Annotated in this window: 20 protein-coding genes; 12 read left to right on the top strand and 8 right to left on the bottom strand. The window is 70.8% G+C overall.

Annotated elements, in window-relative coordinates:
* The first annotated feature begins 252 nt into the window (after positions 1-252).
* A complete protein-coding gene (locus DI272_RS17360; RefSeq protein WP_003966491.1) occupies positions 253-420 on the top strand; it encodes a DUF3117 domain-containing protein in 168 nt (55 codons plus the stop codon).
* Between the two features lie 81 nt (positions 421-501).
* Here DI272_RS17360 and DI272_RS17355 read toward each other — a convergent pair whose 3' ends face one another.
* Positions 502-1200 (bottom strand): O-methyltransferase, encoded by a 699-nt coding sequence (locus tag DI272_RS17355; RefSeq protein ID WP_109496244.1) that lies wholly within the window; start codon positions 1198-1200, stop codon positions 502-504.
* A 211-nt stretch (positions 1201-1411) separates the two neighbouring features.
* On the opposite strand from DI272_RS17355, the gene sigE reads away from it, so the two are divergent.
* The 5 genes from sigE (at position 1412) to DI272_RS17330 (ending at position 6747) form a co-directional block, all read left to right on the top strand.
* Positions 1412-2110 (top strand): RNA polymerase sigma factor SigE, encoded by a 699-nt coding sequence (sigE, locus tag DI272_RS17350; RefSeq protein ID WP_109496243.1) that lies wholly within the window; start codon positions 1412-1414, stop codon positions 2108-2110.
* On the top strand, positions 2107-3075 hold the full coding sequence (locus tag DI272_RS17345) for an anti-sigma factor (RefSeq protein ID WP_109496242.1): 969 nt from the start codon (positions 2107-2109) through the stop codon (positions 3073-3075). Before sigE ends, DI272_RS17345 begins: the two co-directional genes overlap by 4 nt.
* A gap of 158 nt (positions 3076-3233) precedes the next feature.
* Positions 3234-5219, top strand: a complete 1986-nt coding sequence (locus DI272_RS17340; protein WP_109496241.1) for a S1C family serine protease — start codon at positions 3234-3236, stop codon at positions 5217-5219.
* A 182-nt stretch (positions 5220-5401) separates the two neighbouring features.
* The gene (locus DI272_RS17335; protein WP_109496240.1) at positions 5402-5839 is read left to right on the top strand and encodes a sec-independent translocase; all 438 of its coding nucleotides are present in this window, start codon (positions 5402-5404) and stop codon (positions 5837-5839) included.
* 251 nt (positions 5840-6090) lie between these two features.
* Complete coding sequence (locus DI272_RS17330) at positions 6091-6747, top strand: hypothetical protein (protein ID WP_181387219.1); 657 nt, start codon at positions 6091-6093, stop codon at positions 6745-6747.
* A 57-nt stretch (positions 6748-6804) separates the two neighbouring features.
* Here the strand turns inward: DI272_RS17330 and DI272_RS17325 are convergent, their stop codons facing one another.
* The 3 genes from DI272_RS17325 to DI272_RS17315 are packed head-to-tail and all read right to left on the bottom strand — an operon-like array spanning position 6805 to position 9847.
* Positions 6805-7938 carry an Mrp/NBP35 family ATP-binding protein gene (locus DI272_RS17325; protein WP_109500886.1) on the bottom strand — a complete coding sequence of 378 codons (1134 nt, stop codon included), beginning with the start codon at positions 7936-7938 and terminating at the stop codon, positions 6805-6807.
* Between the two features lie 42 nt (positions 7939-7980).
* Positions 7981-8565, bottom strand: coding sequence for a DUF1003 domain-containing protein (locus DI272_RS17320; RefSeq protein ID WP_109496238.1), 585 nt, complete (start codon positions 8563-8565; stop codon positions 7981-7983).
* On the bottom strand, positions 8555-9847 hold the full coding sequence (locus DI272_RS17315) for a magnesium transporter MgtE N-terminal domain-containing protein (protein WP_109496237.1): 1293 nt from the start codon (positions 9845-9847) through the stop codon (positions 8555-8557). Before DI272_RS17315 ends, DI272_RS17320 begins: the two co-directional genes overlap by 11 nt.
* A gap of 175 nt (positions 9848-10022) precedes the next feature.
* On the opposite strand from DI272_RS17315, the gene DI272_RS17310 reads away from it, so the two are divergent.
* Entirely contained in the window at positions 10023-10778 is a 756-nt protein-coding gene (locus tag DI272_RS17310) for a hypothetical protein (protein ID WP_109496236.1), read from the top strand.
* Here DI272_RS17310 and DI272_RS17305 read toward each other — a convergent pair whose 3' ends face one another.
* Positions 10779-11291, bottom strand: coding sequence for a hypothetical protein (locus tag DI272_RS17305; RefSeq protein WP_109496235.1), 513 nt, complete (start codon positions 11289-11291; stop codon positions 10779-10781).
* 33 nt (positions 11292-11324) lie between these two features.
* A complete protein-coding gene (locus DI272_RS17300; RefSeq protein WP_109496234.1) occupies positions 11325-12452 on the bottom strand; it encodes a magnesium and cobalt transport protein CorA in 1128 nt (375 codons plus the stop codon).
* A gap of 557 nt (positions 12453-13009) precedes the next feature.
* On the opposite strand from DI272_RS17300, the gene DI272_RS17295 reads away from it, so the two are divergent.
* Entirely contained in the window at positions 13010-13594 is a 585-nt protein-coding gene (locus DI272_RS17295; protein WP_109496233.1) for a suppressor of fused domain protein, read from the top strand.
* Between the two features lie 30 nt (positions 13595-13624).
* On the opposite strand, the gene DI272_RS17290 is transcribed toward DI272_RS17295, so the two are convergent.
* On the bottom strand, positions 13625-14851 hold the full coding sequence (locus DI272_RS17290) for an MFS transporter (protein ID WP_109496232.1): 1227 nt from the start codon (positions 14849-14851) through the stop codon (positions 13625-13627).
* Between the two features lie 159 nt (positions 14852-15010).
* Here DI272_RS17290 and DI272_RS17285 point away from each other — a divergent pair, with 159 nt between their 5' ends.
* The 3 genes from DI272_RS17285 to DI272_RS17275 all read left to right on the top strand — a co-directional run bounded on the left by DI272_RS17285 (position 15011) and on the right by DI272_RS17275 (position 17508).
* On the top strand, positions 15011-15652 hold the full coding sequence (locus DI272_RS17285) for a DUF6758 family protein (RefSeq protein WP_109496231.1): 642 nt from the start codon (positions 15011-15013) through the stop codon (positions 15650-15652).
* A 189-nt stretch (positions 15653-15841) separates the two neighbouring features.
* Positions 15842-16699: a PHP domain-containing protein gene (locus DI272_RS17280; RefSeq protein WP_109496230.1), complete on the top strand. Its 858-nt coding sequence runs from the start codon at positions 15842-15844 to the stop codon at positions 16697-16699.
* Between the two features lie 203 nt (positions 16700-16902).
* Positions 16903-17508 (top strand): MarC family protein, encoded by a 606-nt coding sequence (locus DI272_RS17275; RefSeq protein ID WP_109496229.1) that lies wholly within the window; start codon positions 16903-16905, stop codon positions 17506-17508.
* A gap of 79 nt (positions 17509-17587) precedes the next feature.
* Here DI272_RS17275 and DI272_RS17270 read toward each other — a convergent pair whose 3' ends face one another.
* Positions 17588-17740 (bottom strand): hypothetical protein, encoded by a 153-nt coding sequence (locus tag DI272_RS17270; RefSeq protein ID WP_109496228.1) that lies wholly within the window; start codon positions 17738-17740, stop codon positions 17588-17590.
* A 195-nt stretch (positions 17741-17935) separates the two neighbouring features.
* Between DI272_RS17270 and DI272_RS17265 the strand changes: the two genes are divergently transcribed.
* Entirely contained in the window at positions 17936-18829 is an 894-nt protein-coding gene (locus tag DI272_RS17265) for an NYN domain-containing protein (protein ID WP_109500885.1), read from the top strand.
* Positions 18830-18901 lie beyond the last annotated feature (72 nt).

Raw genomic sequence — 18901 nt, 5'->3', positions numbered from 1 at the left:
CGCGGCCGATTTTCGTCGCCGAACGTGTGCGCGGCCGCGCAGTATCGCAGTCACATCGCCGAATTGAGTGGTTTTGCTCGCGCGCGTTGCCCAAGCGATGCCGACTGATGTTGGTCATCGGGTCCTGAGATGCGGGATAATGGCTTGGAAGCAATATGTTCGATGCCGGTGTCGCGTGCCCACGCACGACACGCGTGCCCTCCCAGGGCCGTCGGCTTTGACGATGAGCTGGTTTCAGGAAGGGGAACGAGCATGGCGGCCATGAAGCCGCGGACGGGCGATGGCCCGCTCGAGGTGACCAAGGAGGGGCGGGGCATCGTCATGCGCGTTCCGCTCGAAGGCGGCGGTCGGCTCGTCGTCGAGCTGACCCCTGACGAGGCCGACGCGCTCGGCGACGCCCTCAAGAAGGTCGTCGGCTGACGCGGAAGCGACCATACCCTTTCGGCAACCCCGGCATCGCATGCGGTGCCGGGGTTGCCGTTTGCCGTCTTACGCCGCGCGCTACCGCTTGACCGCGCAGAGCAGCCCGTCACCCACCGGCAGCAACGACGGCACCAGATCCGGGCTCTCCCGCACCGCGCGCAGCAGCTCGCGCAGCCGCAGCACCTCGGTCGGCTGCGGACCCGAGTCCACCGTCCGGCCGTGCGCGAAGACACCCTCGAAGACCACGAGGCCGCCCGGCCGCAGCAGGCGCAACGATTCAGCGAGGTAGTCCATGACCTCCTGGCGATCGCCGTCGCAGAAGACGAGGTCGTAGCCGGCGTCCGCGAGACGGGGCAGGACGTCGAGCGCGCGGCCGGGGATGAAGCGGGCCCGGTTGCTGGCGAAGCCGGAGGCGCGGAAGGCCTGACGGGCGAACTGCTGGTGCTCCGGCTCGGGGTCGACGGTCGTGAGGACGCCGTCGGGGCGCATGCCGTGCAGCAGATGAATGCCGGAGACTCCGGTACCGGTACCGATCTCGGCGACCGCCTTGGCGTCCACCGAGGCCGCCAGCAACCGCAGGGCGGCACCCGCGCCGGGCGACACCGAGCGCAGCCCTGCCTCACGGGCCCGGTCCCGGGCCCAGTGCAGCGCTTCGTCCTCGGCGACATAGGCGTCGGCGAACGCCCAGCTCGTCTGCCGGTTGCCGGTAATGACCCTCTCCTGTCCCCGTGGTTGCCTCGGCGTGACTGTATCCGTTGGGGGCGGGAACCTGCTGATGGGACCGGGCGTTTAGAGGGGTGGAGACGCACGCGGGGGGACACAGTTGGATCACGACGACGAGCAGGGATCGGAGCGAGAGCTCCACAGATCAAATTCTCGTAAAACCGCTTATCCGGAGCTAACGGGCGAGGTGGCTATGGTAGGGGCTCCACTGGACACCACCAGAGCCGACAGGGGAGGTGCGGCTGCGCCTGTGGATCGCGGAGGAGTGCTGCGGCGCTTCCTCGGATCGGCGGGCAGGCCGAAATCCGTGAACGACACCGCTGCTGACCCCAGCCACGACGAGTACAGCCAGACCGCGACCTTCTCCACCGACGCGGACGGGCAGGCGTGGACTCCTCCGACGTGGGAGGAGATCGTCAGCATGCACAGCGGCCGGGTGTACCGGCTCGCCTACCGCCTGACGGGCAACCAGCACGACGCGGAGGACCTCACCCAGGAGGTCTTCGTCCGCGTCTTCCGCTCCTTGTCGACCTACACGCCCGGCACCTTCGAGGGCTGGCTGCACCGCATCACCACCAACCTCTTCCTGGACATGGTGCGCCGCAAGCAGCGCATCCGTTTCGACGCCCTCGGCGAGGACGCGGCCGAGCGCCTGCCCAGCCGTGAGCCCTCGCCCCAGCAGGTCTTCAACGACGCCCACTTCGACGCGGACGTCCAGCAGGCCCTCGACACCCTGGCGCCCGAGTTCCGCGCCGCGGTCGTGCTGTGCGACATCGAAGGGCTGTCGTACGAGGAGATCGCCGCGACCCTCGGGGTCAAGCTCGGCACCGTCCGCTCCCGTATCCACCGTGGCCGCTCCCAGCTGCGCAAGGCCCTCGCGCACCGCTCGCCGGAGGCCCGCAAGGAGCGCCGCTCCTTCGTGCCCCGCGTCGCGGCACTGGGGGGAGGGGGCGCGACCGCGTGAGTGGATCACGGCCCAATCCCGCCGAAGGGCGTCTCGCGGAGCAGCATCTGGGAGACCGACTCGCCGCGCTGGTCGACGGCGAGCTCGGTCATGAGGCGCGGGAGCGCGTCCTCGCTCACCTTGCCACCTGCGCCAGGTGCAAGGCCGAGGCCGACGCCCAGCGCCGACTGAAGAACGTCTTCGCGGAAGCGGCCCCGCCGCCTCCGTCCGAGAGCTTTCTGGCGCGCCTCCAGGGGCTGCCCGGGGGAGGTGGCACGGACGACGGCGGTGGCTCGCCGTTCGGGGGAGGCTTCACCGACGGCTTCGACGGACGACCCGGTGCCGCCGGGGTCTTCGGAGTGAAACGCGGTGAGCGTTTCGAGTTCGACTACGTCCCCGCCCGCCCGCACGGCTCCGGCCTCCCGGCCACCGCGGGCCGCGGCGGCTTCCGCATCCACGACGTCAGCCGGCACGAGACCGAGCGGACGGCGTCCCGCGGCATGCGGTTCGCGTTCGTCGCCGCCGGTGCGGTGTCGCTGGCCGCGATCGCGCTGGGCGGTGTCACGACCGGCGCACCGACCGACACCGACGCGCGCGGCGGCTCGGGGGGCAGCAATGTGACCCCGGCCCGCTCGTCGCAGGGCGCCGGGGCCGCGACCACGCCCGACAGCCAGCGCCGCCGTGCCGTGGGCCCGCTGCTCGCCGCCGGCCAGTCCCGCGTCGGCGACACCCCGGTCGCGCCGACCGAGGCGTCCGCCCCGCTGGTGCCCGGAGTGCCGGCCCAGCCGGTTGCGCACTCGCTGACCACGCCCGTCGTGGCCGGCGCGGCTGCCATGTCCCCTCTGATACGTCCGCTCAGCACTACTCCCCAGCTGACGCTGACCTCGTGGTCCACGGCACCGGACCTCACCCCGCCCGCCCTTCTCGCCGCACCCGTCCCCGACGCGACCTCTTCTCCTTCCACCTCCTCCGGCCCCACCGGCTGACCGGCGTCTGCGCGCCGGCCGGTGAACCTGGTTGAATCCAGGGAGAGCCGTGCCGTGTCCTGTCCGGCAGCTCGGGCCGTGCCGTCGAGGTGACGCGCCCGAGAGGTGTAGGTGAGTGGGGTCTGCCGTGCCGGACAGGCCCTGGCTGTGGGGAGAGCATGAACGAGGGGAAGCCCACGAAGGCGAAGTGGTGGAGCCGTGCGGGCGCGGGTGACGCGGACGCGGGCCTGCCCGACGGTGACTACGAGTTGAGGCGGCCTCAGGACGCCCCGCCCGTGGCCGACGCCGAACCGGCCCTCCCCGGGGGCGATTTCGAGCTGCGGTCACCACAGGACGCGCCGACCGCTCCCGAGGACGCCCGCGAGCCGGACCACCCCACCCAGCCACCCACCGCGTCCACACCCGAGGCTCCCGCCGCGTCCACGCCGGAGCCACCCGCCCGGGACGCGACCGGGACGTCCGCCACCGAGGCACCCGCCCCGGACGCGACCGGGACGCCGGCCCACACTGCCCCTGCGGACCGTCCCAAGCCCCTCCATGACCCCGACCCGTACGGCACCCCGCCGTACGGCGAACCCGGCCCCTGGGCCCCTGCCCCGCCGGTCCAGCACCCGGCGACGACCCCGGCCCACGGAACCCCCGCCACGGCCCAGCCCCACGGCGCCTCCACGCCCGCCCCGCCACCCGGCGCGGCCCCGGCCCCGGCCCTCGCCGCGCCCACCCCGGCCCAGCCGCACGGAACCCTCGCACCGCCCCCGCCCCACGGCACCTCCACGCCCGCCCCGCTGCCCGCAGCCCCCGCGCCCGCCCAGCTCCACGAAGCGCCGCCCCTCACCGCGACACCCGCCCCCACCGCCGCACCCGCCCCGGCCCCCACACCCCCGGGCGCCACCCCGCCCCCCGCCAACCCCTGGCAGAACTACGACCCCTGGGCCCCTGTCCCGGCCACGCCCCCTCAGACCTCCCTCCAGGCACATCTCCAGACCCCCTTCCAGCAGAACGGCGCCGCCGTCCCCTCCAAGGACCAGCGCCGGAAGCGGGCGAGGAAGGCGCTCGTCGGGGCCGTCGTGCTGCTCGCGCTCGTGTCAGGGGGCGTCGGCGGGGTCGTAGGGGCGTATCTGGAGCGCAACGGCGGCGTGGGGGACGTAGAGCTGCCGCAGGCGGCGGAGGAGCCCGCGGGGCGGGCGCCGGACAGCGTGGCCGGGATCGCGGCGCGTGCCCTGCCCAGTGTGGTCACGCTGCATGTGACCGGCACCGAGGAGTCCGGCACCGGGACCGGCTTCGTGCTCGACGACCGGGGCCACATCCTCACCAACAACCACGTCGTCGAGCCCGCCGGGGCCGACGGCGAGATATCGGTGACCTTCCACAGCGGGGACACCGCCAAGGCCACCGTCGTCGGCCGGGACAGCGGCTACGACCTCGCGGTGGTGAAGGTCAGCGGCGTCAGCGGGCTCGACCCCATGCCCCTCGGCAACTCCGACAGCGTCCAGGTCGGTGACCCGGTGGTCGCGATCGGCGCCCCCTACGACCTGGAGGGCACCGTCACCTCCGGCATCATCAGCGCCAAGGAACGGCCCATCACGGCCGGCGGCGAGAGCGGCGACGGCAGTGACGTGTCGTACGTCGACGCCCTGCAGACCGACGCGCCGATCAACCCCGGCAACTCCGGCGGGCCGCTGCTCGACTCCAAGGGCCGGGTCATCGGCATCAACTCCGCCATCCGCTCCGCCGACAGCGGCTCCGACGAGAGCGGCGGCCAGGCCGGTTCCATCGGCCTCGGTTTCGCCATCCCCGTCAACCAGGCCAAGCGCGTCGCCGAGGAACTGATCAACACCGGCAAGGCGACCCACCCGGTGATCGGCGTCACGCTCGACATGGACTACTCCGGCGACGGCGCCCGCGTCGGCAGCAAGGGCAACGACGGCGGCGCCGCCGTCAACGCGGGCGGCCCCGGCGACAAGGCCGGCATCAAGGCGGGCGACGTCATCACCGAGGTCGACGGCCAGCGCATCCACTCCGGCGAGGAGCTGATCGTCAAGACCCGCGCCCACCGCCCGGGCGACCGGCTGGAGCTGACCGTGGAACGCGGCGGCAAGGAGATGACGATCTCCCTGGTGCTCGGGTCCTCGGACGGCGACTGAGCGGACCGGCGGTGCGCAGTGATTGACAGAAACCTCATAGCCGCGCCCGGAAACCCCCTCCCACTTGGCAAACAACCCTCAAAACCGCTCATGCGCACGCAGTCGGAAGCCTCGGGACAGTACCGGTCGTACCGGATCGCCGGGTACCGTGGACCCGGCCCGGACATCGCAAGGAGCTTCAGGTGTTCAATGACATAGGACCGCTCGAGCTGGTCACGCTCGTTGTCCTTGCCGTGCTCGTCTTCGGTCCGGACAAGCTCCCGAAGCTCATCCAGGACGTCACGCGGACCATTCGCAAGATCCGTGAGTTCTCGGAGAGCGCCAAGCAGGACATCCGGCAGGAGCTCGGCCCCGAGTTCAAGGACTTCGAGTTCGAGGACCTCAACCCCAAGACGTTCATCCGCAAGCAGCTGGACAACGACGAGCTGGGGCTCAAGGAGATCCGCAACGGCTTCGACCTGAAGAAGGAGATGGCCGAGGTCACGGACGCGGTCCACGGCCGCGACTCCGACTCCTCGTCGTCGAGCTCGTCCTCCTCTTCGAGTGGCCGGATCGACATGACCAAGAAGGACGACGACGGCAAGGACGACCGGCCGATCTTCGACGCGGACGCCACCTGAGCGACGCCACCCCGTACCTCCCGGAGCCGCACATCAGCGATGTGCGGCTCTGTCATGTGTGACGCGTTTCATACGCCTGTCCGGCCCCGCCCGGCCTGAACCCGACGCCCGGACGCCCCGCGTGCCGGGCGGTTTCGCTGCTGGTCCCGGAGGGGTGGCTATGCTGCCGAGTTGTTGTGCGGACCGGACGAGTCGCCCGAAGGGGGGCGGGCCGTTCCGGTTCGACGAGGAACGAGGAGGCGTCCGGGCACATGGAGACGACGAGTCAGGCAGTCGCGCAGGCGCCGGCCACGGAGGGCGGACAGCAGGTCCCCTCCGCCCGGCGCACGGTCGACGGCTACCTGCAGGCGCCCTTCCCGTGGTACGGCCTCGACGAGGCCTTCACGGGGCCGCGGTGGCTGATGCAGGTCGGAACGGCGGCCGACGGTGCCGTCGAGCACGGTTCGATCGGGCACGGTGACGAGCCCTCCGTGCGCAACGAGGCCTCGGAGGACAAGGAGAAGTTCGCGGTGGTGGTCACCGTCGCGGCGAACCCGTCCCGGCGCAGCGCCGACGGCACGGGCCTGCTGGAGGCCACGTCGGTCTCCTCGGCGGCCTGGCTCGCCGGTGTGGGGCTGCTGTCCTTCACCTGGCCCGGCTCGATGGACCACTCCCTGCGCGACGACTGGCTGGACCAGCAGACCGAGACGGCGTGGGCGCTGGCCGACGACCTCGACGGCCCCGACTGGTCGACGCTGTCGCTCCCCGTGGACGGGGTGCCGACGTCCTTCCACTACCGCGAGTCCGAGTTCGGCTGGGTGCTGGCCGGGTCGACCCCGGAGGGCGTGCACCTGGGGGCGTACGGAAGAGGCATGAGCGCGTACGGGCTCGGCTTCGCCATGATCAAGGACATCGGCGAGTACGCATAGCGGTACGACGACGGGGCGCCCTCCGGCCGGGAGGGCGCCCCGTCGTCGTAGCGGCGGCTAGAACTTGTTCCGCGGGGTGATGCCCAGCGACAGGCCCGCGAGGCCGCGCTGGCGGCCGCCGAGCTTGCCCGCGATGTCGCGCAGGGCCTTGCCCGCCGGGGAGTCGGGGTCGGTGAGGACGACCGGCTTGCCCTCGTCGCCGCCCTCGCGCAGGCGGACGTCGATCGGGATGGCGCCGAGGACCGGGACCGTGGCGCCGGTGGTGCGGGTCAGGCCGTCGGCGACCGTCTGGCCGCCGCCCGTGCCGAAGACGTCGACCATCTCGTCGCAGTGCGGGCAGGGCAGACCCGACATGTTCTCCACGACGCCCACGATCTTCTGGTGCGTCTGGACCGCGATGGAACCCGCGCGCTCGGCCACCTCGGCCGCCGCCTGCTGCGGGGTCGTCACGACGAGGATCTCGGCGTTCGGCACCAGCTGGGCCACCGAGATCGCGATGTCACCGGTGCCCGGCGGGAGGTCCAGGAGGAGGACGTCCAGGTCGCCCCAGTAGACGTCCGCGAGGAACTGCTGGAGCGCGCGGTGCAGCATCGGGCCGCGCCACACCACCGGGGCGTTGCCCGGGGTGAACATGCCGATGGAGATGACCTTCACGCCGTTCGCCGACGGCGGCATGATCATGTTCTCGACCTGGGTGGGACGCCCGTCGGCGCCCAGCATGCGCGGCACGGAGTGGCCGTAGATGTCGGCGTCGACGACACCGACCTTCAGACCGTCGGCCGCCATGGCCGCCGCCAGGTTCACCGTCACCGAGGACTTGCCGACGCCGCCCTTGCCGGAGGCGACCGCGTACACGCGCGTGAGCGAGCCGGGCTTGGCGAAGGGGACCTCGCGCTCGGTCTGGCCGCCGCGCAGGGCCGTCGCCAGCTCCTTGCGCTGCTCGTCGCTCATCACGTCCAGCGTGACGTCGACGCGGGTGACGCCCTCGACGGCCGAGACGGCGTCCGTCACGCGTTGCGTGATCGTCTCGCGCATCGGGCAGCCGGAGACCGTCAGATAGACGGTGACCGCGACGGCTCCGTCCGCGCCGATCTCCACCGACTTGACCATCCCGAGCTCCGTGATGGGCCGGTTGATCTCGGGGTCGTTCACCGTCGCCAGTGCCTCGCGCACCGCGTCTTCGCTAGCCATAAGGACGATGGTACGGCTGAACACGGGGGCCCTGGAAAGCCCTCAGCGGTCGTCTGCGTCACGTCCCGCTGACCGTTCTGCCGGGAATACACCGTGCCCGTCCTGTCTCTCCTCCAGCTCCTTCATCAGGTCCTGGAGTTCGGAGCGGATCCAGTCGCGGGTGGCGACCTCGCCCAGGCCGATGCGCAGGGCGGCGATCTCGCGGGTCAGGTACTCGGTGTCGGCGATGGACCGCTCGTTCTGCTTGCGGTCCTGTTCGAGGTTGACGCGGTCGCGGTCGTCCTGCCGGTTCTGCGCGAGCAGGATCAGCGGGGCGGCGTAGGAGGCCTGGAGGGACAGCATCAGGGTCAGGAAGATGAAGGGGTAGTTGTCGAAGCGCAGGTCGCGGGGTGCGAAGACGTTCCACAGCACCCACGCGATGATGACGACCGTCATCCAGACGATGAACCGGCCGGTGCCGAGGAACCGCGCGATGCGCTCCGACAGCCGTCCGAAGGCCTCCGGGTCCCATTCGGGCAGCAGTCGGCGCCGGGGCGCCCGGGGCTGGTCGAGGCGGATGCGCGGGCGGGTGGTGGCCGTGGCGCCGCTGGGGGCGCGGTCGCGGACGGTCTCGCGCTCAGGAGGCATGCGGGGCCACCTCGCCCTCATGACCCTCGTCCAGATGGAACTCCGTCTCCCGCCAGTCCTCCGGCAGCATGTGGTCCAGCACGTCGTCCACCGTCACCGCCCCCAGCAGCGACCCCGCCTCGTCCACCACGGGCGCCGCGACCATGTCGTACGTGGCGAAGAACCCGGCGACCACCGGCAGCGCGGCGTCCGGGTCCAGCGGCTGGAGGTCGTCGTCGATGATCGCGCTGACCAGGGTGTACGGCGGATCGCGCAGCAGCCGCTGGAAGTGGACCGTGCCCAGGTACTTGCCGGTCGGTGTCTCGTCGGGCGGGCGGCACACGTAGACCTGGGCGGCGAGGGCGGGGGAGAGGTCGGCGTTGCGGACCCGGGCGAGGGCGTCGGCGACGGTGGCGTCGGGCCGCAGCACGATCGGCTCGGTCGTCATCAGACCGCCCGCGGTGTGCTCCTCGTACGACATCAGGCGCCGCATGTCGGCCGCGTCGGACGGCTGCATCAGGCTCAGCAGCCGCTCCTGGTCCTCCGTGGGCAACTCGCTCAGCAGGTCGGCCGCGTCGTCCGGGTCCATGGCCTCCAGCACGTCGGCCGCCCGCTCCTCCTTCAGCTTGCCGAGGATCTCGATCTGGTCGTCCTCCGGGAGCTCTTCGAGCACGTCGGCCAGGCGGTCGTCGTCGAGGGCGGCGGCGACCTCGGCGCGGCGCTTGGGGGAGAGGTGGTGCAGGACGTTGGCGAGGTCGGCAGGGCGCAGCTGCTCGAAGGTGGCCAGCAGGCTCTCGGCGCCCTGTCCGTGCTCCTCCAGGGAGAAGCCGGTGACGGCGGACCACTCGACGGTCAGCGTCTCGCCCCTGGACCGCCGGAAGGCGCCGCCCTTCCCCTTGCGCACGAACACGCGGTCGATCTCCCAGTCCCGGCGGGCCGGGAGGTGCTGCACGGAGACGTCCAGGACGGTGACCTCCTCGCCGGCCTCGACCAGCGTGACGCGCCGGTCCAGGAGCTCCCCGAAGACCAGGCGCTCGGTGGGCCGTTGCTCGAAGCGGCGGACGTTGAGCACGCCGGTGGTGATGACCTGGCCGGACTCGATGCTGGTCACCCTGGTCATGGGCAGGAAGATGCGGCGCCGGGTGGAGAGTTCGACGACCAGGCCGAGCAGCCGCGGCGGTCTGCGCCCGACCCGCAGCATGACGACGAGATCGCGCACGCGCCCCACCTGGTCGCCGTTCGGGTCGAAGACGGCGACTCCGGAGAGGTGCGAGACGAAGATCCTGGGCACACCCCCTGCCATCCCTGCGCCTCCTGTTCGTGCCGATTGCCCGCCCGGGTCGGCTTCAGGCTAGCCCGTCCCCATCCGGTACGCCCTGGTGAGGGGTCCGGACGGACTGGCTCCGCCCGGCCCGCGGGGCCCCGGTACTCTGCCGTACGCCGCTTGATGGACACCTCGTCGGAAAGGCGCCCCACCTGTGACTGCGATTCCCCAGGTCCGTACCCGCCGGACGGGACTGAGGGGCGCGGTGTGCGCCCTGGTCGTGACGGGAACGGTCCTGACGGGGTGCAGTGACGACCCCGACGCGGGCACCAACGGCGTCGGCAAGCTGCCGGCCGACCAGATCCAGACGAAGACCCGGGCCGCCGCCGAGACCGCGGACGCGGTGCGTCTCTCCGGAACCGTGGTTACCAGTGGGCGCACTTACAAACTCGACATGCGTCTCAAGGCGGACGGCGGTACCGGCTCGGTCACCGCCGAGGGCGCCACCTTCCAGCTGCTGCGGATCGGGGAGAAGCTCTTCCTCAAGGCCGACGCGGGCTTCTGGAGCCACGAGGACGGCGAGGGCGACGACAAGGGCTCGGACACGGCCGCCGCCGACAAGCTCGACGGCAAGTTCGTGAAGGTGCCTCAGGGCGACCCGTCGTACAAGAAGTTCAGCGGCTTCACCGACAAGGACGTCCTGCTGTCCGGTCTGCTGACGCTCCACGGCGACCTCGCCACCGACGGCCACCACGAGCAGTCCGGCACCCGCACCATCCGCATCACCGGCGACGACGGCTCCGGCGGCACCCTGGACGTCTCCCTGGAGGGCAAGCCGTACCCGCTCCGCCTGGAACGCGCGGGCGGCGCGGGCACGCTGACGTTCTCCGGCTGGGGCAAGCCCTTCGAGCTCCGGGCCCCGGCGAAGGGCGAGACCGTGGACTACGGCAAGCAGCTCCCGACGTCCTGACTACTTCCGCCGGCGCCGCTTCAGCAGCAGCTTCGGCAGTCCCGCCGGGATCGGCCGACGGGTCGTCGCGGACGTCGGCACCGGCGCCGCGGCCAGGTCGCCGTCGGGCAGCGCGGCGGTCGCCCCGGTGGGTTCGAGACGCAGCACCCGGCACTCCCGCGCCCAGCGCTCCGGCATCGCCTCCCCGTCGGGCGCGTTGAGCCGCTTGCCCTTGAGCTCGGCGACCGCCGCCTCCCACGCCTCCGACCCGGACGACAGCTCCACGACCTTCGCGGTCCAGGAGACCAGCCGTCCGCCCTTGTCCTTGCTGCGGACCGTCACCTCGGCCGAACCGCCGTCCGCCAGCCCCGGCAGCGGCTGCTCGCCCGGCCCGTCGCCGACCAGGCACGCGGCACCCTCGTGCCACACGTGCCACAGCGCCCGGGCGGGCCCCTCGGGACCCCTGACCCAGATGAGGCCGGACTTCTTCGTGGCCTCCTCGACGAGGGCCTGGTCGAGCAGCTCGCTTGTCATGGGGGCAGCCTATCGAGGCATGGTGAAGGGCCCTTACAGCCAGCCGTTGCGCTTCAGGGTGCGGTGGATGCCGAGACAGATGACACCGGTGATCATCATGATCACGGGGTAGCCGTACTTCCAGTGCGTCTCGGGCATGTAGTCGAAGTTCATGCCGTACACGCCGCACACCATCGTCGGTACGGCGATGATGGCCGCCCACGAGGTGATCTTCCGCATGTCCTCGTTCTGCGCGACGGACGCCTGCGCGAGGTTGGCCTGGAGGATCGAGTTGAGGAGCTCGTCGAAGCCGATGACCTGCTCCTGGACGCGGGCGAGGTGGTCGGCGACGTCCCGGAAGTACTTCTGGATGTCGGGGTCGATCAGCCGCATCGGCCGCTCGCTCAGCAGCTGCATGGGCCGCAGCAGCGGCGACACCGCCCGCTTGAACTCCAGCACCTCGCGCTTGAGCTGGTAGATCCGACCGGCGTCCGAACCGCGCGGGGAACCCTTGCGCCCCGGCGAGAAGACGTCCGTCTCCACCTCGTCGATGTCGTCCTGCACCGCGTCGGCGACCGCGATGTAGCCGTCGACGACGTGGTCGGCGATCGCGTGCAGCACCGCCGAGGGGCCCTTGGCGAGCAGCTCGGGGTCGTCCTGGAGGCGGTGGCGCAGCGCCCTGAGCGAACCCTGGCCGCCGTGCCGGACGGTGATGAAGAAGTCCCGTCCGGTGAAGCACATGACCTCACCGGTCTCGACGACCTCGCTGTTGGCGGTGAGCCGGTCGTGCTCGACGTAGTGGATGGTCTTGAAGACGGTGAACAGGGAGTCGTCGTAGCGCTCCAGCTTGGGCCGCTGGTGCGCCTGCACGGCGTCCTCGACGGCCAGCGGGTGCAGCCCGAACTCGCTCGCGATCCCGGCGAATTCGGCCTCGGTCGGCTCGTGCAGGCCGATCCAGACGAAGCCTCCGTCGCGCCGCACCTGTCGCATCGCCTCGTGCGGCGTCAGCGGTGTCGGCGTCTCGACGCGGGCGCCGTCGCGGTAGACGGCACAGTCGACGACGGCCGAGGGGGTACCGGGGTCGCGGGTGGTGTCGTACGCCCCGCTGTCCATCCGCACGCCCTTGCGGAGCGAGGGGCGGGACGGGCGGACCACGGCGCGCAGGTCGCGGATCATCGACATGGCAGGCTCCTTCGCGACAGGCAACGAAAGGCCGCTTCAACGGGTGGAACTGCCCGGAATGGGGACGTCCGAACAACGGGTGTCTCCCGCCCTTAAGGCAGGGGAAGGATGTTTGGCACGTCCACAAAGCGGGGAGCACCGCACCATTGCGGTGGCAGGCTTCGTTGCTGATTCAGATGCTGATTCGAATCAGACAGATCAGATAGATCAGGCAGATCTAGACGAAGTGCTCTTCCGATGAAGACGCGAGCGTGAAGAGAGGCGGCGATCAGCCGGAAATCCGGATCAGCTACATCGATCAGCTACATCAGCGGGCGGAAGAACGAGTGGTACTGCACGGGTGACTTCGATCCATGACAGCCCCACCTCCTCCGGCCGGTCCCTCGTAAGGGACGTCCATTCCCCGTAGGGGAGTTCCCCCGCAGGGGATTTCCATGGCGTCGGGACTCGACCGCTACGCTTCTGCGTGCTGCCCCGAACGACCGGGCAAGAGTATCAGCCGACTGAAGTGTCAAGGCGCTGCTTTGCCCGGTACTGACGAGTTCTATGCTCGCGACATGGCTGATGTTCTTCCTCTGGTCGAGGCCCGGTTGCGCACCGCGCTGGGCGAGCCGGACGCCCGCGCGGCGGTCACCTTCCTGGGCACGGACCGCATCGAGGTGCTCCGCTTCCACGAGGGCGACATCGTCCGCTACGCCACGCTCGGCATGTCCGCGGCGCCGATGGGCGACCCCACCGCGATGCTCGCCGACCCGGTCAAGGGCCCCCGCGCGGAGCTGGTCCTCTCGGTCCGTGCCGGGCTCGCCGACACCGACAAGGCGCTCCGCGCGCTCGCCGTTCTCGCCGCGTCCCCGCAGGTCGAGGGCGTGATCGTGGCCCCCGGCGCGTCCCTCGACGTGGGCGGGCCGCTGTGGCCCGGCGCCCCCTTCACCTCGGTCCTGGTGGCCGAACCGGGCGGCCTGGTCGAGGACCTGGAGCTCGACGCGCCCATGGACCCGGTCCAGTTCCTCCCCCTGCTCCCCATGACCCCGAACGAGGCCGCCTGGAAGCGGGTGCACGGCGCCCAGGCCCTCCAGGAGCGCTGGCTGACGCACGGGACGGACCTCAGGGACCCGTCCCGGAAGTCCGTCCCGCTGGAGTGAGCAACCTCACCAAGTGCTGCCCGCGGCACGTCAGTTGGCGAAGACGGCCACACCGTCCTCTGTGGCGTGCCGCGACTCCAGCTCCGCCGCTTCCCGAGTGAGCGCCTTCCGCCGTACGACGACCACGAGCGCGCCCACGAGCGCGGTGACCGCCGCCACCACGAACGGGATGTGGATGTCGGTCCACTCCTCGATCTTCGGCGCGAAGTAGGGCGCCGCGGCGGCCGCGAACCACCGTACGAAGTTGTATCCCGCGCTGGCGACCGGGCGCGGCGCGTCCGAGACGCCGAGGGCCAGCTCCGTGTAGACGGTGTTGTTCACGCCGATGAAGGCGCCGGACAGGACCGTGCAGACGATCGCGGTGGTGTGGTTGCCGTAGCCGAGGACGAGCACGTCCGCCGCGAGCAGCACCAGCGAGCCGCCCAGTACCCGCAGCGAACCGAACCGCTCCTGCAGCCGCGGCGCCACGATCACCGAGAACACCGCGAGCAGCACACCCCAGGCGAAGAACACGGCCCCCGACTTGTACGGGGTCATGTCCAGCACGAACGGGGTGAAGGCCAGCACGGTGAAGAACGTGTAGTTGTAGAAGAACGCCGAGGCGGCGGCGGACGCGAGACCGCCGTGGCCGAGCGCCCTGACCGGGTCGAGCAGCGAGGTCCGGCGGGCCGGCCTGGGCTGCTCCTTCAGGAACACCGTGATGCACAGGAAGCCGACCGCCATCAGGAAGGCCGTGCCGAAGAACGGGTAGCGCCAGCTCGCGTCGCCGAGCAGGGCGCCCAGCAGCGGGCCGCACGCCATGCCGAGGCCGAGCGCGGACTCGTACAGCAGGATCGCCGCGGCGCTCCCTCCCGCCGCCGCGCCGACGATGACCGCGAGGGCCGTCGAGACGAAGAGCGCGTTGCCGAGGCCCCAGCCCGCGCGGAAGCCGACGAGTTCGGCGACCGAGTCCGACGTCCCGGCGAGGCCGGCGAAGACGACCACGAAGGCGAGGCCGAGCAGCAGGGTCTTGCGGCCGCCGATACGGCTGGAGACCCAGCCGGTGACCAGCATCGCGAACGCGGTGATCAGGAAGTACGAGGTGAAGAGCAGCGACACCTGGCTCGCGGTGGCGTCCAGGCCCTGGGCGATGGACGGCAGGATCGGGTCGACGAGTCCGATGCCCATGAAGGCGACGACGGAGGCGCCGGCCGTGGCCCAGACCGCCCTGGGCTGTCGCAGGAGGCTGCCGCCCGCTCCCGCGTCGAAGGCGTCCATGGTTCTCCCTTTCCGACGAGTAGATAGTTGGCGTATGCATATAGTAAGTTAGGGCGACTAATTAATGCAAGGTACATCTAGTTCCGTGCGGTGACCGGTTCCGCCCGGACGGGTGATCGTCCTTGACGTGGCGGTGAAGGGGTAGGACCGTGGGGCCCTATGAGGGGCGAACCCAGTTGCCCGAAGTGTGGTGGCCGGGTCAGGGCTCCCGGACTCTTCGCCGATTCCTGGCAGTGCGATGTGCACGGGACCGTGCATCCGCTGCAGCCCGTGATCCCGCCCAGCGTCGAGGCCCTCGGCGTCGTGGTGCATCGCACGCAGGTGCCGGTGTGGATGCCGTGGCCGCTGCCGGTCGGCTGGCTCTTCACGGGCGTCGGCAGTGCCGGTGACGACCGCAGTGGCGGCCGGGCGACGGCTGTGGCGTGCTCGGGGCCCGGGCCGCTCGGCGGCTTCGGCGAGCTGATCCTCGTCGCCGAGGAACTCGGCGTCGGCCTCGGCGCGTACTACGCGGGCATCGACGGCCCGGACCCGGGGCCGTACATGAGCGTCGAGAAGCCACCCCAGGCCAAGGTGCTGGCCGCGGGCCGGCCGACACCGCTGTGGCATGTCTCCGGTACACCCGACGACCGGGCCGTTTTCGCGGGCGAGGCGCTCGGGCTGTGGCTGTGGGCGATCGTGTGGCCGGAGCAGTCGGGCCTGCTGATGTACGACGAGCTGGTGCTGACGGACCTGCGGGACGCGGGGGCCGAGGTGGAGCTGGTGCCCTGCGGGGCGTTGTCGCCGCGCTTGCTGAAGCCGTGACGCCACCGGGGCGCCGGGAACGCCCGATGGGCGGTCGCGGGTTCGGTGTGCCCGGTCGCGCCGTTCCCCGCACCCCGCGGGTGCGGGTGTGTAAAGGTCGCTCACAGGTTTCGGGTGTGACATGAGGGATCGAAAATCCGGTTATCCTTGAGCGTCCCTTCCGTACCGTCACCGCCTGGAGTCCGCGTCGTGCGTATCGACCTGCACACCCACTCCACGGCATCCGACGGCACGGACACCCCGGCCGAGCTGGTGCGCAACGCCGCCGCTGCCGGTCTGGACGTCGTCGCGCTGACCGACCACGACACCACCCGCGGGTACGCCGAGGCCATCGCCGCGCTGCCCGAGGGGCTCACCCTCGTCACCGGCGCCGAGCTGTCCTGCCGTATCGACGGTGTCTCCATGCACCTGCTGGCCTACCTCTTCGACCCCGAGGAGCCGGAGCTGCTCGCCGAGCGTGAGCTCGTGCGGGACGACCGGGTGCCGCGGGCCCGGGGCATGGTCACGAAGCTTCAGGCGCTGGGCGTACCGGTCACCTGGGAGCAGGTGGCGCGGATCGCGGGTGACGGCTCGGTCGGCCGGCCGCATGTCGCGACCGCGCTCGTCGAGCTCGGCGTCGTCCCGACCGTGAGCGACGCCTTCACCGAGGACTGGCTGGCCGACGGCGGCCGGGCCTACGTCGAGAAGCACGAGACCGACCCGTTCGAGGCGATCCGGCTGGTCAAGGCCGCGGGCGGGGTCACCGTCTTCGCGCACCCCGGCGCCAGCAAGCGCGGCCGTACCGTCCCGGAGTCCGCGATCGCCGAGATGGCCGCGGCCGGGCTCGACGGCATCGAGGTCGACCACATGGACCACGACGCCGAGACCCGGAACCGGCTGCGCGGCCTCGCCGCCGACCTGGGCCTGCTCGTCACGGGCTCCTCGGACTACCACGGCAGCCGCAAGACGGTGACGCTCGGCGAGTACCGGACCGACCCCGAGGTGTACGGCGAGATCACCCGCCGCGCGACCGGCGCGTTCCCGGTACCGGGGACCGGCGGGGCCTGAGGGCCGTCCGCACCCGAGGACTACCCGCACCTGAGGACCGTCCGTACTTCAGGACCGTCCGTGTCTGAGGGTCGTCCATACCTGAGGACCATCCGTACCTGAGGACGGTCCGTGCCTCAGGACTGTCCGTACCTGAGGAGTTTGCCCTCCTCCAGGACGCCGCCACGCTCACCTGCACCATCTCTCTCCTGCAAGGCTCACCTGTGTTCGACGCTGCCGTTTTCGGCTCTCTCTTCCTGACCCTGTTCGTCATCATGGATCCCCCCGGGATCACCCCGATCTTCCTCGCCCTGACCGCCGGCCGGCCCGGCAAGGTGCAGAAGCGGATGGCCTTCCAGGCCGTCTGCGTGGCGGGCGGAGTGATCACGGTCTTCGGCCTTCTCGGCCACCAGATCCTGAACTACCTGCACGTCTCCGTCCCCGCGCTGATGATCGCGGGCGGCCTGCTGCTCCTGCTGATCGCCCTGGACCTGCTCACCGGCAAGACCGACGAGCCCAAGCAGACCAAGGACGTCAATGTGGCGCTGGTGCCGCTGGGCATGCCGCTGCTGGCCGGACCGGGCGCGATCGTGTCCGTGATCCTCGCCGTGCAGAAGGCCGACAGCGTCGCCACCCAGGTGTCGGTGTGGGCGGCGATCCTCGCCATCCACGTCGTGCTGTGGCTGGTCATGCGGTACTCGCTGCTGATCATCAAGGTCATCAAGGACGGCGGCGTGGTCCTGGTGACCCGGCTCGCGGGCATGATGCTGTCCGCGATCGCCGTGCAGCAGATCATCAACGGGGTCACTCAGGTGATCCAGGGCAGCTGACCCCGGCGGCCATGGCGCCGGACAGCGCAGAGCCCCCGCACGACATCGTTGCCGTACGGGGGCTCTGAAGCTGTGTCGGTTACGAGGCCGAGGTGTCGGCCGGGCGAATCCAGAGGCGCTGTCCGATGGCGGCGGCCTGCTGGACGATCCCGTTGACGGAGGCGGCGTCCACGACGGTGCTGTCCACGGGGGTGCCGTCGACATCGTCGAGTCGCATGATTTCGAAGCGCATGGGCTTCTCCCTTCGTCTGGTCATCCTCCTGAGGAGAACATCTGCGTACGTCTGTATCTAACGGGCTGCGTGTTACAAACATTCCCTACGCTAAAGAAATTTTTCGAACGACTAACTACTGACCGGTAAGCGGTCCGGATGAGACTGACCGGGACCGGTTGTGTTCGCAGCGTGACCGCCGGGACAATGGTGGCGATGAACGACGACCTCCAGGCGCTGGGCGCCCGCATCGACCACACCAACGAGCTGTTGCAGCGCATGCTCGCCGAGGTGGCGAAGACGCCCTCGACCCACGCGATCTTCGTGGACGCGGGGTATCTGTACGCGGCGGCGGGGCGCTTGGTCGCAGGGACGGAAGACCGCCGCGCCTTCGACCTCGACGCCGAGGGGCTCATCGAGGCGCTCATCGACCGGGCCCGCACGATCTTCGCGGACAGCAGACTGCTCCGGGTCTACTGGTACGACGGCGCCCGGCGGCGCATCCACACCGCCGAGCAGCAGTCGATCGCCGAACTCCCGGACGTGAAGGTGCGGCTCGGCAACCTCAACGCCAACAACCAGCAGAAGGGCGTCGACTCACTGATCAGGTCCGACCTGGAGTCCCTCGCCCGGCACCGCGCGATCAGCGACGCGGCCCTGCTCGGCGGCGACGAGGACCTGGTCTCGGCGGTGGAGGCGGCGCAGGGTTACGGCGCCCGCGTGCACCTCTGGGGCATCGAGGCGCCCGAGGGCCGCAACCAGGCCGAGCCCCTGCTCTGGGAGGTCGACAGCCAGCGCGTCCTCGACCTCGACTTCTTCAAGCCGTACGTCGCCCGCCGCACGGCTGCCGCGTACGAGACCTCCGTGAACCGGCCCACCCGCGAGGACGTCCGCTTCGTGGGCGCCCAGATCGCGGCGAAGTGGCTGGCCGCCCGGGGGCGCGAGGCGCTGGTGGAGCTGCTGCCGGGCCACCCCTATCTGCCCGGGTCGGTCGACCAGGACCTGCTGGTCGAGGCGGAGGGGCTGCTCCAGTACTCCCTGCGCGGCCAGGCGGACCTGCGACGGGCGCTGCGGGACGGGTTCTGGGAGCACTTGCAGACGCTGTACTAGGCGGCTGCGAAGAGGGTGCCTCCGCTGTACTGGGTGTCTTCGGGGGCCCTGCTGTGCTGGGCGTCTCGGGGA

It is taken from the genome of Streptomyces sp. Act143 (assembly GCF_003143935.1).
Lineage (GTDB): Bacteria > Actinomycetota > Actinomycetes > Streptomycetales > Streptomycetaceae > Streptomyces.
Note: the sequence above shows the minus strand (reverse complement) of the source record. Positions and strands in the feature narration are given on the sequence as shown.

What these genes read in the sequence shown, in the direction of transcription:
- DI272_RS17295 (WP_109496233.1), top strand. Translation starts at nt 13,010, where the DNA reads ATGGCTGATGTTCTTCCTCTGGTCGAGGCCCGGTTGCGCACCGCGCTG.
- DI272_RS17300 (WP_109496234.1), bottom strand. Translation starts at nt 12,452, where the DNA reads ATGTCGATGATCCGCGACCTGCGCGCCGTGGTCCGCCCGTCCCGCCCC.
- DI272_RS17270 (WP_109496228.1), bottom strand. Translation starts at nt 17,740, where the DNA reads ATGCGCTTCGAAATCATGCGACTCGACGATGTCGACGGCACCCCCGTG.
- DI272_RS17315 (WP_109496237.1), bottom strand. Translation starts at nt 9,847, where the DNA reads ATGGCAGGGGGTGTGCCCAGGATCTTCGTCTCGCACCTCTCCGGAGTC.
- DI272_RS17340 (WP_109496241.1), top strand. Translation starts at nt 3,234, where the DNA reads ATGAACGAGGGGAAGCCCACGAAGGCGAAGTGGTGGAGCCGTGCGGGC.
- DI272_RS17290 (WP_109496232.1), bottom strand. Translation starts at nt 14,851, where the DNA reads ATGGACGCCTTCGACGCGGGAGCGGGCGGCAGCCTCCTGCGACAGCCC.
- DI272_RS17265 (WP_109500885.1), top strand. Translation starts at nt 17,936, where the DNA reads ATGAACGACGACCTCCAGGCGCTGGGCGCCCGCATCGACCACACCAAC.
- DI272_RS17325 (WP_109500886.1), bottom strand. Translation starts at nt 7,938, where the DNA reads ATGGCTAGCGAAGACGCGGTGCGCGAGGCACTGGCGACGGTGAACGAC.
- DI272_RS17320 (WP_109496238.1), bottom strand. Translation starts at nt 8,565, where the DNA reads ATGCCTCCTGAGCGCGAGACCGTCCGCGACCGCGCCCCCAGCGGCGCC.
- DI272_RS17360 (WP_003966491.1), top strand. Translation starts at nt 253, where the DNA reads ATGGCGGCCATGAAGCCGCGGACGGGCGATGGCCCGCTCGAGGTGACC.
- DI272_RS17330 (WP_181387219.1), top strand. Translation starts at nt 6,091, where the DNA reads ATGGAGACGACGAGTCAGGCAGTCGCGCAGGCGCCGGCCACGGAGGGC.
- DI272_RS17285 (WP_109496231.1), top strand. Translation starts at nt 15,011, where the DNA reads ATGAGGGGCGAACCCAGTTGCCCGAAGTGTGGTGGCCGGGTCAGGGCT.
- DI272_RS17305 (WP_109496235.1), bottom strand. Translation starts at nt 11,291, where the DNA reads ATGACAAGCGAGCTGCTCGACCAGGCCCTCGTCGAGGAGGCCACGAAG.